The 14,591-nt window shown below is 70.1% G+C and carries 12 protein-coding genes and 1 riboswitch; of the genes, 6 read left to right on the forward strand and 6 right to left on the reverse strand.

Going from position 1 to position 14,591, the window contains the following annotated elements; genetic code table 11:
- Window positions 1-42 precede the first annotated feature (42 nt).
- A complete protein-coding gene (locus ACWGH4_RS03495) occupies window positions 43-1,482 on the reverse strand; it encodes a gamma-aminobutyraldehyde dehydrogenase (RefSeq protein ID WP_453455111.1) in 1,440 nt (479 codons plus the stop codon).
- 164 nt (window positions 1,483-1,646) lie between these two features.
- Between ACWGH4_RS03495 and ACWGH4_RS03500 the strand changes: the two genes are divergently transcribed.
- From ACWGH4_RS03500 to ACWGH4_RS03520, 5 genes are all read left to right on the forward strand, one after another.
- Window positions 1,647-2,162 (forward strand): Lrp/AsnC family transcriptional regulator, encoded by a 516-nt coding sequence (locus tag ACWGH4_RS03500; RefSeq protein ID WP_307708535.1) that lies wholly within the window; start codon window positions 1,647-1,649, stop codon window positions 2,160-2,162.
- Window positions 2,147-3,526 (forward strand): aspartate aminotransferase family protein, encoded by a 1,380-nt coding sequence (locus ACWGH4_RS03505; protein WP_441266394.1) that lies wholly within the window; start codon window positions 2,147-2,149, stop codon window positions 3,524-3,526. The genes ACWGH4_RS03500 and ACWGH4_RS03505 overlap by 16 nt, the downstream gene beginning before the upstream one ends.
- Before the next feature lie 183 nt (window positions 3,527-3,709).
- Complete coding sequence (locus tag ACWGH4_RS03510; protein WP_453455041.1) at window positions 3,710-4,438, forward strand: ABC transporter ATP-binding protein; 729 nt, start codon at window positions 3,710-3,712, stop codon at window positions 4,436-4,438.
- The gene (locus ACWGH4_RS03515) at window positions 4,420-5,529 is read left to right on the forward strand and encodes a hypothetical protein (RefSeq protein ID WP_453455044.1); all 1,110 of its coding nucleotides are present in this window, start codon (window positions 4,420-4,422) and stop codon (window positions 5,527-5,529) included. The genes ACWGH4_RS03510 and ACWGH4_RS03515 overlap by 19 nt, the downstream gene beginning before the upstream one ends.
- Before the next feature lie 158 nt (window positions 5,530-5,687).
- The gene (locus ACWGH4_RS03520) at window positions 5,688-6,800 is read left to right on the forward strand and encodes an LOG family protein (protein ID WP_453455047.1); all 1,113 of its coding nucleotides are present in this window, start codon (window positions 5,688-5,690) and stop codon (window positions 6,798-6,800) included.
- Here the strand turns inward: ACWGH4_RS03520 and ACWGH4_RS03525 are convergent.
- The 5 genes from ACWGH4_RS03525 to ACWGH4_RS03545 all read right to left on the reverse strand — a co-directional run bounded on the left by ACWGH4_RS03525 (window position 6,794) and on the right by ACWGH4_RS03545 (window position 13,599).
- The gene (locus tag ACWGH4_RS03525) at window positions 6,794-7,831 is read right to left on the reverse strand and encodes an ABC transporter ATP-binding protein (protein ID WP_453455050.1); all 1,038 of its coding nucleotides are present in this window, start codon (window positions 7,829-7,831) and stop codon (window positions 6,794-6,796) included. The genes ACWGH4_RS03520 and ACWGH4_RS03525 overlap by 7 nt on opposite strands.
- Window positions 7,831-9,447, reverse strand: a complete 1,617-nt coding sequence (locus tag ACWGH4_RS03530) for an ABC transporter permease (protein ID WP_453455053.1) — start codon at window positions 9,445-9,447, stop codon at window positions 7,831-7,833. Before ACWGH4_RS03530 ends, ACWGH4_RS03525 begins: the two co-directional genes overlap by 1 nt.
- 38 nt (window positions 9,448-9,485) lie before the next feature.
- The gene (locus tag ACWGH4_RS03535; protein WP_453455056.1) at window positions 9,486-10,586 is read right to left on the reverse strand and encodes a thiamine ABC transporter substrate-binding protein; all 1,101 of its coding nucleotides are present in this window, start codon (window positions 10,584-10,586) and stop codon (window positions 9,486-9,488) included.
- A riboswitch (TPP riboswitch) is annotated at window positions 10,582-10,703 on the reverse strand. (Overlaps the previous gene by 5 nt.)
- Before the next feature lie 63 nt (window positions 10,704-10,766).
- A complete protein-coding gene (gene rlmN / locus ACWGH4_RS03540) occupies window positions 10,767-11,873 on the reverse strand; it encodes a 23S rRNA (adenine(2503)-C(2))-methyltransferase RlmN (RefSeq protein WP_398065132.1) in 1,107 nt (368 codons plus the stop codon).
- A 457-nt stretch (window positions 11,874-12,330) separates the two neighbouring features.
- Window positions 12,331-13,599: a glycosyltransferase gene (locus ACWGH4_RS03545; protein WP_453455060.1), complete on the reverse strand. Its 1,269-nt coding sequence runs from the start codon at window positions 13,597-13,599 to the stop codon at window positions 12,331-12,333.
- A gap of 801 nt (window positions 13,600-14,400) precedes the next feature.
- Between ACWGH4_RS03545 and ACWGH4_RS03550 the strand changes: the two genes are divergently transcribed.
- The coding region (locus ACWGH4_RS03550; RefSeq protein WP_453455063.1) for a hypothetical protein at window positions 14,401-14,591 on the forward strand (191 nt) is incomplete at its 3' end.

Raw genomic sequence — 14,591 nt, forward strand, 5'->3', positions numbered from 1 at the left:
GTGCACAAGTGCACCGGGCGCGCCGCGTCGTGAAACAGGGACTCAGCCGTCGAGCGACGTCATCACGTGCTTGATGCGCGTGTAGTCGTCGAAGCCGTACGCCGACAGGTCCTTGCCGTAGCCGGACTTCTTGAAGCCGCCGTGGGGCATCTCGGCGACGAGCGGGATGTGGGTGTTGATCCACACACAGCCGAAGTCCAGCGCCTTGGACATCCGCATCGCCCGCGCGTGGTCCTTGGTCCACACCGAGGAGGCCAGCGCGTACTCCACGCCGTTCGCCCACTCGAGGGCCTGCGACTCGTCCGAGAAGGACTGCACGGTGATGACCGGTCCGAAGACCTCGTTCTGGATGATCTCGTCGTCCTGCTTGAGGCCGGAGACGACGGTGGGGGCGTAGAAGTAGCCCTTGTCGCCGACCCGCTGCCCACCCGACTCGACCTTGGCGTGCGCCGGGAGGCGGTCGATGAAGCCGGTGACCTGGTCCAGCTGGTTCGCGTTGTTCAGCGGACCGTAGAGCGCGTCCTCGTCGTCCGGGGCGCCGGTCTTCGTCTCCGCGGCCGCCTTGGCGAGCGCTGCCACGAACTCGTCGTGGATCGACTCCTGCACGAGCACACGGGTGGCCGCCGTGCAGTCCTGGCCGGCGTTGAAGAAGCCCGCCACCGAGATGTCCTCGACGGCCTTGGCGATGTCGGTGTCCTCGAAGACCACGACCGGCGCCTTGCCGCCGAGCTCGAGGTGGACACGCTTGACGTCCTTCGCCGCGGAGGCCGCGACCTGGATGCCGGCCCGCACGGAACCGGTGATGGACGCCATCGCGGGGACCGGGTGCTCGACCATCGCACGGCCGGTGTCGCGGTCGCCGCACACCACGTTGAAGACGCCCTTGGGCGCGATCGCGCCGATGATCTCGGCCATCAGCACGGTCGAGGCCGGCGTGGTGTCGGACGGCTTCAGCACGACGGTGTTGCCCGCCGCGAGAGCCGGCGCGAACTTCCAGACGGCCATCATCATCGGGTAGTTCCACGGGGCCACCTGCGCGCAGACGCCCACCGGCTCGCGCCGGACGATGGAGGTCATGCCCTCCATGTACTCACCGGCGGAGCGGCCCTCGAGCATGCGGGCGGCGCCGGCGAAGAAGCGGATCTGGTCCACCATCGGCGGGATCTCTTCGGTGCGGGTCAGCCCGAGGGGCTTGCCGGTGTTCTCCGACTCGGCCGCGATCAGGTCCTCGGCCCGCTCCTCGAACGCGTCGGCGATCTTCAGCAGCACCTTCTGGCGCTCCGCGGGCGTGGTGTCGCGCCAGGCGGGGAAAGCTGCCGCGGCTGCGTCCATGGCGGCGTCGACGTCGGCCTGGCCGGAGAGAGGCGACGTGGCGTACACCTCGCCCGTGGCGGGGTTGACGATGTCGATCGTCCGGCCGTCGGCGGCGTCCTTGAACTCCCCGTTGATGTAGTTGCGCAGTCGACGCAGCTCGGTGGTCACTGTTGCCACCCCTCCTGTCGTGTCCGATGGGTGAGACACCCCACCCTAATCTCTTCGCGGACGGTTTCAACAGGCCCGCCACCCTCCAACTTCGGATTCAGTTAAGTTTCACCCCCACAACAACGAATTTCATCGCTCAGGGCTTGCCAGACAGACGAGTCGCGGTGCAGAGTGAGGTTGTGGCCAGCCGTAGCGCAGACTCCAGGAACGGGACCGCAGGTGGTTCGTCGACCCCGACGATCGACGCGGTCTCCCTCGCGATCATCGAACAGCTCCAGGAGGACGGTCGCCGTCCCTACGCCGCGATCGGCAAGGCCGTCGGCCTTTCCGAAGCGGCCGTGCGGCAACGCGTCCAGAAGCTGCTCGACCAGGGCGTGATGCAGATCGTCGCCGTCACCGACCCGCTCACCGTGGGCCTGCGGCGCCAGGCGATGGTCGGCATCAAGGTCGAGGGCGACCTCGACCCCGTCGCGGACGCGGTGACGGCCATGGCCGAATGCGAGTACGTGGTGATGACCGCGGGCTCCTTCGACCTCATGGTGGAGATCGTCTGCGAGGACGACGACCACCTGCTCGAAGTGATCAACAAGCGGATCCGTGCGCTCCCCGGCGTGCGCTCCACCGAGAGCTTCGTCTACCTCAAGCTCAAGAAGCAGACCTATATGTGGGGAACCCGATAGCCGTGAGCAAGGACCTCTCCAAGACCGCCTACGACCACTTGTGGATGCACTTCACCCGCATGTCGTCGTACGAGCACGCACCCGTGCCCACCATCGTGCGTGGCGAGGGCACCTACATCTACGACGACAAGGGCAAGCGCTACCTCGACGGTCTCTCCGGCCTGTTCGTGGTCAACGCGGGCCACGGCCGGCACGAGCTCGCCGAGACCGCCTACAAGCAGGCCCAGGAGCTCGCGTTCTTCCCCGTCTGGTCCTACGCGCACCCCAAGGCGGTCGAGCTCGCGGAGCGTCTGGCCCACCACGCGCCGGGCGACCTCAACAAGGTCTTCTTCACCACCGGCGGCGGCGAGGCCGTCGAGACCGCCTGGAAGCTGGCCAAGCAGTACTTCAAGCTGCAGGGCAAGCACACCAAGTACAAGGTGATCTCCCGCGCGGTCGCCTACCACGGGACGCCGCAGGGCGCCCTGTCCATCACCGGCCTGCCCGCGCTCAAGGCCCCCTTCGAGCCGCTGGTCCCCGGCGCGCACAAGGTGCCGAACACCAACATCTACCGAGCCCCGATCCACGGCGACGACCCCGAGGCCTTCGGCCGCTGGGCCGCCGACCAGATCGAGCAGCAGATCCTCTTCGAGGGCCCGGAGACCGTCGCCGCGGTCTTCCTCGAGCCGGTGCAGAACGCGGGCGGCTGCTTCCCGCCGCCGCCCGGGTACTTCCAGCGGGTCCGCGAGATCTGCGACCAGTACGACGTGCTGCTCGTCTCCGACGAGGTCATCTGCGCCTTCGGCCGGCTCGGCACGATGTTCGCCTGCGACAAGTTCGACTACGTGCCGGACATGATCACCTGCGCCAAGGGCATGACCTCGGGCTACTCCCCGATCGGCGCCTGCATCGTCTCCGACCGCATCGCGGAGCCGTTCTACAAGGGTGACAACACCTTCCTGCACGGCTACACCTTCGGCGGTCACCCGGTGTCCGCGGCCGTGGGTCTCGCCAACCTCGACATCTTCGAGCGCGAGGGCCTCAACCAGCACGTCCTCGACAACGAGGGCAACTTCTTCTCCACGCTGCAGAAGCTGCACGACCTCCCGATCGTCGGCGACGTCCGCGGCAACGGATTCTTCTACGGCATCGAGCTGGTGAAGGACAAGGTCACCAAGGAGTCCTTCAACGACGAGGAGACCGAGCGCGTCCTGTACGGCTTCCTCTCCAAGGCGCTGTACGACAACGGCCTGTACTGCCGGGCCGACGACCGGGGCGACCCGGTCGTCCAGCTGGCCCCGCCGCTGATCTCCGACCAGTCGACGTTCGACGAGATCGAGCAGATCCTGCGCGGCGTCCTCGCCGAGGCGTGGACCAAGCTCTGACCCCACCCCGCCCTCCCCGCACGCGGCCCGGGTACCTCCATCCGAGTGAGATGGACGGTGCCCGGGCCGCGTGCTTCCCGGTAGCCCGGCAAGGACTCCTTAGCGTGCCCAGTGACCGATCGGCCCTGCCTTCGTTCCCCCGTACGGGGGGCCGGAAATCTGATCAGAACCGAGGTGTACGTCATGGTGGCCCCGCCCGACAACGATGTGATCTGGGCTCGCTCCCTGCACCACGCCCACCGCGGCTCCCCGGCCCTCGTGGGCGTGTCGCTCGGCGTGCGGGAGGGCGAGATCCTCGCCGTGCTCGGTGCGCGCGGCAGCGGCAAGACCACACTGCTGCGGTGCCTGTCCGGGCAGCTCGTCGCGCAGCAGGGCGAGGTGTGGTTCAACAGCTCCCCCGTGCACACCATGCCCGCCCTGGTGCGTGAGCGGCTGCGGCGCGACCGCTTCGGCTGGATCGACCCGGAGCCCACGCTCGTACCGGAGCTCAACGCCTGGGAGAACACCGCCCTGCCGCTGCTGCTCTCCGGCGTCTCCCGCCGGGCGGCACGGACCACGGCGATGGAGTGGATGGAACGCCTGGACATCGGCGCCTGCGCGCGCAAGCGCCCCTACGCGCTGCTGCGGGCGGAGCAGCAGCGTGTCGCCGTCGCACGGTCCCTGGTCACCACCCCGTCCGTGCTCTTCGCGGACGAGCCGACCGCCTCGCTGCACAGCCAGGACCGCGCCCAGGTGCTGCGCACACTGATGGCCGCCGTCCGCTCGCACCGGATCACCATGGTGCTCGCCACCCACGACGCGGACGTCGCTGCGGTCGCCGACCGTACGATCACGCTCGCCGACGGGCGGCGGGTGGGATCCCAGGCGACCGCCGCCGCGGAAGGGCGGGCCGCGTGCTCGCTCTCCGTCTGACGCGCGGGTCGCATCCACTGGTACTGCTGCGCCGGCTCACGGTGGCGGCGGCATCGGCGGGTGTCGGCTTCCTGCTGCTGTGCACACTGATGCACGCGCTGTCGCATCCCGACGACCGGTCCTCTGTGGGCCGCCTGCTGTGGTGCGCGCTGCCCCTCGCCGCCACGGTGTACCTCGCGGTGGCCGTGGCCCGCACGGACCCCGGCACCCGGCCGCGCTCCGGCCTCTCCGCGGTCGGACTCGGGCCCGTACGCCTCGCCGTCCTCGCCGCGTCCTCCACCGCCCTCTCCTGCACGCTCGGCAGCGTCCTCGCGCTGCTGTTCTTCCTGCACCTGCGGGGCGACCTGACGGGGCTGCCGTTCGACGGGGCCGCGGCCGAACTGCTCTCCGCAGGAACGCCGCTGCCGCTGCCGGCCGCGCTCACCCTGCTGTCGCTCGTGCCGCTCGTCTCCACCGCGGCGGCCTCCGTCGCCCTCCGGCCGCGCCCCGCGGTCCCCGACGCCGAGGAGCCGGCCGGCGCCCCGGCCGGGCTGCCCTGGGGCGTCGCGCTGATCGCGGTGGGCCTGGCCGTCGAGACCTACGTGAGCGGAACGGAGGCCGACACCCGGCCGCCCGGCGTGCTGGCGGGCTGGGTCCTCACGGCGGTCGGCCTGTGGCTCGCGGGACCTGCCCTCACCCACCTGTGCGGCCGTCTGCTCCAGTCGGCCGGGCCGAGCGCGATCCGGCTGCTGGCCGGCCGCATCCTCATGGCGGAGTCACGGCGCATCGGCCGCCCCCTCGGCGTGGTCTGCGCGGTGGCCTCCGGAGCGGTGGCGGCCGTCGCCGTGTACGGCTCCGCCCCGCGCCCGTGGGGCCCGATGACGGCACTGGGCACGACCCTGGTCGTCGTGTGCACGATGGCGGCGCTGCTGACGGCGGCGCTGGAGTCCCGCCAGTCCCGCACGGAGGCGACCGCGGACCTGGTCCGGCTGGGCGCCCCGGCGACGGTGCTGCGGCAGGCGGCGGCCCTGCGTGCCGGGGTCCTGTTCATGGTCTTCGTCCCACTGACCCTGACCGTCGGCGCCCTGGCGGCCACCCCGCTGACCCGCTGAACCGTTACCGCGGGGCGTTGAGTCGCTGAGGCGCTGAGGCGCGCCGTCCTGCGCCGTCGAGCCGGCGGCGACGCTCTCTGCGCGTCCGGGCCGGGCGGCGGCCGGGGCAGTGCCGGGCGGGTCGGGGGAGCGAGGCCCGGCCCGCCTATCGTGGGCGCATGACGGCCACCCCGCACGACCGCGAGATCGAGTCCCTCGAAGAGTTCGACGACGCCGTCGCCCGCGGCTCGCTCGCCGGGCACCGCGTCCAGTCCGTGGATCTCACCGGGCGGACCGCCGACCTCCTGCGCGCCGACACGGCCTCCGCCGTGTTCCTCGGCTGCCCCATGGAGCCCGACGCCGCCGCCAAGGTCCGCGCGGACGGCGCCCTCGTCTTCCCGCCCGTGCCCGATCTGCCCTTCGACCCGTACAGCGGCCGGCTCTACTCCCCCGACGACCTGTTCGAGGGCCTCGAGGACGGCGGGTACGAGTCGACGCCCGACGCCCTGACCTACACGTGGTTCCAGCAGACGAAGGCCGACGGGGACATCTTCGCCTCCATGCTCCGCGCCGTCCACGACGACTCGATCTCCGACGCCCTGGACGAACACCTCGCCGGCGAGCGGGTGGTGGGCGTGATGGGCGGCCATGCGATGGGCCGCGGCACCGACGCGTACGCCGGCGCCGCACTGCTGGGCCGCGAGCTGGCCCGTGCCGGATTCACGGTCGCCACCGGCGGCGGGCCGGGCGCGATGGAGGCCGCCAACCTGGGCGCCTACGCGGCACCGCACCCGGACGGGATGCTGGACGACGCGCTGCTGCTGCTCGCCAAGGCCCCGTCGTTCCTGCCGTCCGTCTCCGACTGGGCGCAGGCCGCCTTCGAGGTCCGTCACCGCTGGCCGAGCGGCGGCGACTCCGTCGGCATCCCGACCTGGTTCTACGGCCACGAGCCGCCGAACGCCTTCGCCGGGCACATCGCCAAGTACTTCGCCAACGCCACCCGTGAGGACGGCCTGCTGGCCAGGTCGAACGCGGGTGTCATCTTCCTGCCGGGCGCCGCCGGAACACTCCAGGAGATCTTCGACAACGCCACACCGAACTACTACGAGTCGCGCGGCGGACCGACCCCCATGGTGCTCGTCGACCGGCACCACTGGACGGATCATCTGCCGGCGTGGCCGCTGCTGCGCTCACTCGCGCGCGGCCGGTCGATGGAGGCACGGATCGCCCTTGTCGACTCGGTCGAGGAGGCACCGGACGCGCTGCGGCGGCTGCTGGCGGACGCTCACTGAGGGGCGTCCGGTCCGAGCACCACCACCTCCTCGGCGGCGAAGACGACACCCACCGCGGTGCCCACGACCGGGGCCTGCCCGAGGGAGCACTCCGCCTCCAGCGGGGGCCCGCCCTCGGGGCGCAGCCGCACGGCCACGTGGCTCCCGCGGAAGGTGCGCGACTCGACCGTGCACCGCAGGCCCTCCGACGGGTCGGTGAGCCGAACCCCGTCGGGCCGTACGAGCACCATCCGCGCTCCCTGGGGCGACCCGTCCGGTACCGGCAACTTGCCCCACTCGGTGTTCGCGGCCGTGCCCTCGACGGTCGCCGCCACGACGTTGTCGAAACCGAGGAAGCGGGCCACGAACGCGGACGCGGGCCGCTGCCAGACCTCCAGCGGGGTCCCCGCCTGCGCGATCCGGCCGTCCCGCATGACGACGACCCGGTCGGCCAGCGCGAAGGCCTCGCCCTGGTCGTGGGTGACGGCGAGCACCGTCGTGCCCAGCCGCTCGAACAGGTCACGCAGTTCGACGACGAGCCGCTCCCGCAGACCACGGTCCAGCTGGCCGAGCGGCTCGTCGAGCATCAGCAGTCTCGGCTCCGGCGCCAGCGCCCTGGCGAGGGCGACTCGCTGTTGCTCGCCGCCGGACAGGGCCGCGACGGACCTCTTCCGCGCACCCGGCAGCCCCACCATCCGCAGCAACTCGTCGGTCCTGCGGGCCTGTTCCGCACGGTCCGCGCCGTGCATCCGCAATCCGAAGGCGACATTGCCGCCGACGTCCCGCTGCGGGAACAGCTGGTGGTCCTGGAACATGAGCCCCACCCCGCGCCGGTGCACCGGTACGCGCGCCTGGTCGGCCCCACCGAGCAACACCCGCCCCGCGTCGGCCTCCTGGAGCCCGGCGACCACCCGCAGCAGCGTCGACTTGCCACTGCCGCTCGGTCCGAGCAGGCACACGATCTCGTGCTCGGCGACCTTGAGGTCCACCGAGTCCAGCGCGGTGCGCGGCCCGAACCGTACGGTCACGCCCGCCAGTTCCAGCAGCGCCATCAGAACTCCTCGGTGGTGGACTCGGTACGGATGCGTTCGAGCAGCAGCAGCGCCGCCGCGCACACCACCATCAGGATGGTGCTCAGTGCCATCGCCTGCCCGTAGTTGAGCTCCCCGGGCCGTCCGAGCAGCCGTGCGACCGCCACCGGCAGCGTCGGGTTGTCAGGACGGGCGATGAAGACAGTGGCGCCGAACTCGCCGAGGGAGACGGCGAACGCGAAACCGGCGGCCACCGCCAGCGCCCTGCGCACCAGCGGCAGATCGACCTCGCGCCAGGCCCGCAGCGGGGACGCGCCGAGGACCGCGGCCGCCTCCCGCAGGCGTTCGTCCACGGCGCGCAGCACGGGCAGCATGGTGCGGACCACGAAGGGCACGCCGACCAGCGCCTGGGCGAGGGGCACCAGGATCCACGAGGCCCGCAGGTCCAGCGGCGGTTCGTCGAGGGTGATGAGGAAGCCGAAGCCGACGGTCACGGCGGAGACGCCGAGCGGCAGCATGAGCAGTGCGTCGAAGCCCCGGACGAGCCTGCCCGCCCGACGGGTGAGGGCGGCCGCGGCGAGACCGCCGACGGCTACCGAGATGGCGGTCGCGGCCAGGGCGTAGCGGAGGGAGTTCCAGACGGCTTCGATCGGCGGCACGAGGAACGCGCCGCCGGACGGGTCCACGGTGCCGAGTTCCCGGTAGTAGCCGAACCCGTAGCCGGCCGGGGTGTCGAAGGAACGCTCGACCAGCACCGCGAGCGGCGCCAGGAGCAGCACCACCACCGTGGTCAGGACGCCGCCGAGCAGCAGCCACTGAACAGCGCCGCGCGGCCGTCGCGCGGTGCGCGCCGGATCGACGAGCCGCAGCGCGCTCTCCCGCCGCCGCACCGTCCAGGCGTGCACGGCCAGGACCACGCCGACAGCCAGGAACTGCACCAGCGTCAGCACGGCCGCCGTCGACAGGTCCAGGAACTCGGCGGTCTGCCGGTAGATCTCCACCTCGAGGGTGGAGAAGGTGGGGCCGCCGAGGATCTGCACGACACCGAAGGAGGTGAAGGTGAAGAGGAAGACCATGAGGGCGGCCGCGGCGAGCGAGGGCACCAGCGCGGGCAGCGTCACCCGCCGCCAGGCGGCGAGGCGGCCCGCCCCCAGCACCCGGGCGGCCTCCTCCTGGCGGGGGTCGAGCTGCGACCACAGACCGCCGACGGTGCGGACGACGACGGCGTAGTTGAAGAAGACATGCGCGAGGAGGATCGCCCACACCGTGGTGTCCAGCCGGATCCCCCACAGTTCGTCGAGGAGTCCGCCGCGCCCCAGCAGGGCCAGGAACGCCGTACCGACGACGACGGTCGGCAGCACGAACGGCACGGTGACCACCGCGCGCAGCAGCCGCTTCCCGGGAAAGTCGAGCCGGGCGAAGACATACGCGCCGGGCAGCGCGATCAGCAGGGTCAGTGCCGTGGACGCCAGCGCCTGCCAGGTGGTGAACCACAGCACGTCGCGGATGTCCGACCGGCCGAGCACCTCGCAGAACCGGCCGAACTGCCAGGCTCCCTCGGCGTGGAGGCCGCGTCCGACGATCGCCGCGACGGGGTAGGCGAAGAAGAGCCCGAAGAACGCGACCGGACCGGCCATCAGGCCGAACCGTGCCGCGTTCCCGCGCAGGGATGTGCCTACTTCACGACGAGCGAGGACCACGACCGGACCCACTGCTCACGGTTCTTCGCGATGGTGTCCGCGGCGACGGTCTCGGGCTTCTCGACCACCGCGCCGTGCTTGGTGAACAGCTCGGGCAGCTTCGCGTCCTTGACGACCGGGTTGACGAACATGTTGAGCGGCATGTCCTCCTGGAACTTCTTGCTGATCAGGAAGTCCAGCAGCGCCTTGCCGCCCGCCTCGTTCTTCGCGCCCGTCAGCAGGCCCGCGAACTCGATCTGCCGGAAGCAGGTGCCGGTGGCCACGCCGGTGGGCGCCTCCGCGGGCTGCGGCTCGGAGTAGAGGACCTCGACCGGCGGGCTGGAGGCGTACGAGACGACGAGCGGGCGGTCGGCCTTGGCCTTCTTGCCGCCGGCGGAGCCGGAGAACTCCTCGTTGTACGCCTGCTCCCAGCCGTCGACGACCTTGACGCCGTTGTCCTTGAGCTTGTTCCAGTAGCCCTGCCAGCCCGACTCGCCGTACTCGCCGATGGTGCCGAGCAGGAAGCCGAGGCCGGGAGAGGATGTGGCGGCGTTCTCGACGACCAGCATGTTCTTGTACTCGGGCTTCGCGAGGTCGGCGAAGGTCCGCGGCGGCGCGAGCTTCTTGTCGGCGAAGAACTTCTTGTCGTAGTTGACGCAGATGTCGCCGGTGTCGACGGGCGTCACGCGGTGCTTGCCCTCGTCGAGCCGGACCTCCTGCGCGACCTGGTCGAGGCCCTTGGCCTCGTAGGGCGTGAAGAGGTCGTTGTCGAGCGCGCGGGACAGCAGGGTGTTGTCCACGCCGAAGAAGACGTCGCCCTGCGGGGAGCCCTTGGTGAGGATCTCCTTGTTGAGCGCCGTGCCGGCGTCGCCGCTCTTGAGCACCTTGACCGTGTATCCGGTCCGCGCGGTGAACTCCTTCAGCACGGCATCGGACGCCGCGAAGGAATCATGGCTGACGAGCGTCACGGTCTTCGGGCCGCTCGCCCCGCCGGACGCGTCCTTGTCCTTGGACTCCCCGCCGCACGCCGCGAGTACGCAGACGCCGACGGCGCCGACGAGTGCCGTGCGGACGGCACGCCGAAGCTGGCTGTTCATGATGTTGCTGACTCCCTACGCCGGTATGACCCGGATCAGGTCCGAGGGTCTGCGGCCCGTGGCCGTGAAGGCCTCGCCGCACTCTCAGCGCTGTGGTGCGCTCCCCTGTCGGAATGTTTCGTTGTTCAATTGTGCGAACGCACAGGGCACAGTATCAGCCACGGCCGACGGCCCTGCGGGTCACCGCTCCTGCGCCGCCAGCTGCCCGCAGGCGCCGTCGATCTCCTGGCCTCGGGTGTCCCGGACGGTGACAGGCACACCATGAGCGGCGATGGCCTCCACGAACGCCTTCTCGTCCTCGGGTCGCGAGGCCGTCCACTTCGAACCGGGCGTCGGGTTGAGCGGGATCAGGTTCACATGAACCCTCTTGCCCTTCAGCAGCCGGCCGAGGAGGTCACCGCGCCAGGCCTGGTCGTTGATGTCGCGGATCAGCGCGTACTCGATGGAGATCCGGCGGCCCGACTTCTCCGCGTACTCCCAGGCGGCGTCGAGGACCTCGCGCACCTTCCAGCGGGTGTTGACCGGGACCAGGGTGTCGCGCAGCTCGTCGTCCGGGGCGTGCAGCGACACCGCGAGGCGGCACTTGAAGCCCTCGTCCGCGAAGCGGAGCATCGCCGGCACCAGGCCGACGGTCGAGACCGTGATCCCGCGCTGCGAGAGACCCAGACCGTCCGGCTCGGGGTCGGTGAGCCGGCGGATGGCTCCGACGACCCGCTTGTAGTTGGCGAGCGGCTCGCCCATGCCCATGAAGACGATGTTGGACAGCCGGGCCGGCCCTCCGGGCACCTCGCCGTCGCGCAGGGCGCGCATGCCGTCGACGATCTGGTGCACGATCTCGGCGGTCGACAGGTTCCGGTCGAGACCGGCCTGCCCAGTGGCGCAGAAGGGGCAGTTCATCCCGCACCCGGCCTGCGACGAGATGCACATGGTGACCCGGTCCGGGTAGCGCATCAGCACCGACTCGACCAGCGTGCCGTCGTGCAGACGCCACAGCGTCTTGCGGGTGGTGTCGTCGTCGCACGAGATGTGCCGCACCACGGACATCAGATCCGGCAGCAGCTCGGTGGCGAGCTTCTCCCGGGCGGCCGCCGGGATGTCGGTCCACTGGGCGGGGTCGTGGGCGTACCGCGCGAAGTAGTGCTGGGACAGCTGCTTGGCGCGGAACGGCTTCTCGCCGATCGCGGCGACGGCGTCCTTGCGCTCGGCGGGCGTGAGGTCGGCGAGGTGCCGCGGGGGCTTCTTGGCTCCGCGGGGCGCGACGAAGGTGAGTTCTCCTGGCTTGGGCATGGTTCATCCAGTGTCGCAGACGGATTCCCGTGCCCTGCTGGCCTCGGCTTGGCTGACCGGTCCGGGCCCACGTGCTGTCGCCGCCGGGATGTCAGTCGCGGCGAAGGACGCCGCAGCCCCCTTCAAAGCGACAGGACACTCGCGGTGTTGTCCAGCTGGCGCACACCCGCTATAGAATCGAACACGTGTCCGATGTGTCTCGTCTCGCTCTCCTCTGATCCCTCCGCCGCGTTCAGGAGCAACAGCCGGCGCAGACGGACCGATGGATCGCCGGGAGGAACGGCGCGCCACCCTCGCCGCGCCGCGCGCCCGCCGCAACAGATCCGGAGCTCGTCACCGACGGGCCCATCGTGGGGCGAGTGGGGGGCGGCCACGCACACGAGCGGGCCGCCGGCCGGCGACATCCATGGTCGTCTGCCACGGCCACCGGCCGTACCCGTCGTGAGGAGCGCCCCCATCACACCAGCAGTGGACCACCGCACCGTTCTGCGCCGTCCTTCATGGCGATCAGGTTGGCCTGCACGTAGGAGATGTGGTTCTTGGAGTGCCAGTCGGTCGGGTAGTAGGTGACCAACCGTGATCGCTGGAACCGGGCCTGGATCTCCGGCACGAAGGCGCGGTATTGGTTGTCGGTGTAGTACCAGAACGAGTTCTCGTTGTAATACGCGACATGCGTCGGGTCCTGGTAGGCCCCCCGGCCGTCCGAGCTGGGAGTCTGGGTAAGGAGCATGCCACCGGGCGCCAGCAGGCGATACAGCTCGTTGATCAGTGGAATCTTCGCCGGTACGTGCTCCAGGAAGTCCACGGCGCGGAGCAGGCCGACAGAGTTGTCGGGCAGATCCAGTGGCTCAGGCAGCCTCGCAACGATGTCCACGCCGTCCCTGGGGTACTGGTCCACTCCCAGATAGCCGGGTGCCTTGCGGTGCGCCGCGCCGAGGTCCAGCGCGAGCAGCCCACGCCGCTTGGTCCAGGCGAGTGCGTTGGCCTCGATGTATTTGTCGTACAGGGCGACGGTCTCACGCTGGATATGCGCGTTGACCTCGGTGTCGCGCTGTGTGTTGTGGGGATGCAGCCGCTGCAGGTACAAGCAGCGAGGGATCCGGTGGAAGTCACCCGCCTGGAAAAGCCGGCACATCAAGTCCTGGTCGTCCAGCACCGTGCGTGTCGCATCGTACCCACCGACCTGCTCGTAGGTGTCCTTACGGAACGCTCGCACATGGTTGGGGGCGTACCAGATGTACGACACGTTGTGCGGCGCCGGTGCCATGGCGATGGATTGCAAGAGTCGGCGACCGTCGACCTCCACCTCCTCGTACTGCCAGCCGTGCGCCTCGTTGAAGCGCGTGTCGTCACGGCTTCCGTCCTCGGCGATCTGAGCGGTGTGGCTGTATACGAAGACGATGTCGGGGTTCTCGTCGAAGGCCGTCGCCAGTTCCGCCAGGCAGTCCTTTGCCAGCAGGTCGTCGTGATCGAGCTCGACGAGGATCTCTCCGCGTGCCAATTCACAGGCGCGGCGCTTGGCCGCTCCCACCCCCCGGATGTCGTCGGAGATCTCCACCCGGACACGGTCGTCGGGGCGTTCCGGCCTCCATCGCGCGCCGTTGTTGAGGAGCACGATCCACTCCCAGTCGGAGCGGGTCTGCGCTTGCAGGGTCGTAAGGCACTCGTCCAGGAAGCGGGGTCGATGACTGGGGGTGAAGACGGAGAACCTGGGGGTCGGGGTCATTTTCTCGTACCTGCCTGTGTGACTGTCGGTGCTGTGCCGGCAGCATCCCGGAAATGCTCCGGCGTGAGCTGTTGGAGCGACGGGTCGGCGCGGACGGCTTGGCCGAAGTCGGCCTCGGCCAAGCCGTCGTGTCCCTTCTTCGCCAACGCCCGTCCAAGGTGTAGACAGGCTGTGCCGGCCCGTGGGTTGGCGTCGACAATGCGCCTCAGAAGAGCGATCGCGTGATCGGTGTCACTCGACCCGAGCAGGATCGCCTTGTTGTACCGGGCGGATTCGAAATCCGGATCGATCGGCGCTACGGGCCTGGATTCAGCCGTAGGCGTGGTGTCGGAGTCCGCTGTGGCACAGCGAATCCAACCGCCACCACATGGGTGGCCACGACCGTTGCGGCGAGTCCGGTCAATCCCATCCGCTTCTTTATGGCCGTCTACCGAATCGATCCCGTAACGCGACTGAGTCGGCCGACGTGGGCAAACAGGCGGATGCGTGGGGAGGGTGTCCACGGTGGGTCGTTGCTCGGTGTGGCCTCGAGGGCCATCCGGCCTGACAAGGCTCGTGGCGCGGGCCTCACGGTGCGCATACCGCATAGACGGTGATTGTGCGTGCGTCGGCCGCGGTGACCTGCCAACCAGTAGCCGGGGAACCCCCGACAGGACGGTCGTTGATGATCTCGAGCTGGCCTGCCGCGTTGGTCTGGTAGCCGCCACCGACGGCGAATCTGCCGGCAGGGCACGAGACAACAGCGTCGCCCGTGTTGGTGGTAGCAGTGACGACCTGGCTCTGGGACCCAGGGCTCGCACCTTGGACGCCCTGATTCCCCTGATTTCCCTGCGGACCGGTTGCACCTTGGAAACCCTGGAAGCCCTGGAAGCCCTGGGGCCCTTCCGCGCCGGTGTCGCCCTGGAACCCCTGGTTGCCCTGCGCACCAGCATCGCCCTGGAACCCCTGGTTGCCCTGCGCACCAGCATCGCCCTGGAACCCCTGGTTGCCCG

The sequence above is a fragment of the Streptomyces sp. NPDC054847 genome (assembly GCF_053610925.1).